1 protein-coding gene is annotated in these 807 nt (G+C 46.6%); it reads right to left on the reverse strand.

What is annotated here, in order from left to right:
• Nucleotides 1-50: 50 nt before the first annotated feature.
• The gene (locus HMPREF3119_RS14870; protein WP_070580181.1) at nt 51-746 is read right to left on the reverse strand and encodes a DUF1281 family ferredoxin-like fold protein; all 696 of its coding nucleotides are present in this window, start codon (nt 744-746) and stop codon (nt 51-53) included.
• Between the last annotated feature and the right edge of the window lie 61 nt (nt 747-807).

Here is an 807-nt window from a genome sequence, read left to right on the forward strand (position 1 = left end):
CACTTCCCTGTGCTACGTGATGTCCGAATAGTTATCCCCGCTGCGGGGTGTTAGTCTTCATCTTCGACATATTCCCAATTTTCGTTATATCCATACGTCTTCGGGTCTGTGTCTGGGTTGCATAATTTGAAAGCAAACTCGGTCCACTTTCTTTTGTCGCTGTCAGACTGGTCGCGCCAAGAAGGAGCGATATCCTGCTCGACAAAATCACCATTCTGCATGGTGTATCGTCCGCAATTGTTTCCGGTGTCCTCGTCTGCATATTTGACAATTATTTTTTCTTCCGGAAAACGTTTTGACAGGGCAGTAATTACCGGCAGCGGATGCGACCAAGCCGTTTCAAACTCAACCATTGTGTCTGAGTTACTTTCTGCGCTTTGTCCGTATGCATTCCATTTCGTTCCCCAGCCATTTCTGGCGAATTCCATGCTGTTATAAAACCCGTGGTTGCGCTTGTTTCGCATCATCTGGACAAACTGCTCAAATTGCTCATCCGTCATTTCGAGGGCGGAAGCTCTCAGGCGGCTGACCATTTCCATTCTCGCCATCAACTCATGGTCGGAAACCCTTTCCTTGCACATCAACTTTGCTGCGCTTTCTGCCTCGGTATAAATCCCCATCCCCGGCAGAGTTAAATCCGGATGGCGCGGAATTATTAATTCGAAATCAACCAATCCATCTGCATTCAGCATTGCCTTAATAACTTCAGGGCTTGCTTCCACTACGTTTGTTACATGATTCGGCATTTTTAACCCTCGTTAATCTCACTTCATTCAACTTAGTCAGTATTGGTGATTGGTGGCAGAT

The sequence above is a fragment of the Morganella sp. HMSC11D09 genome, from assembly GCF_001807955.1.
GTDB lineage: Bacteria > Pseudomonadota > Gammaproteobacteria > Enterobacterales > Enterobacteriaceae > Morganella > Morganella morganii.

What these genes read in the sequence shown, in the direction of transcription:
- HMPREF3119_RS14870 (WP_070580181.1), bottom strand. Translation starts at nt 746, where the DNA reads ATGCCGAATCATGTAACAAACGTAGTGGAAGCAAGCCCTGAAGTTATT.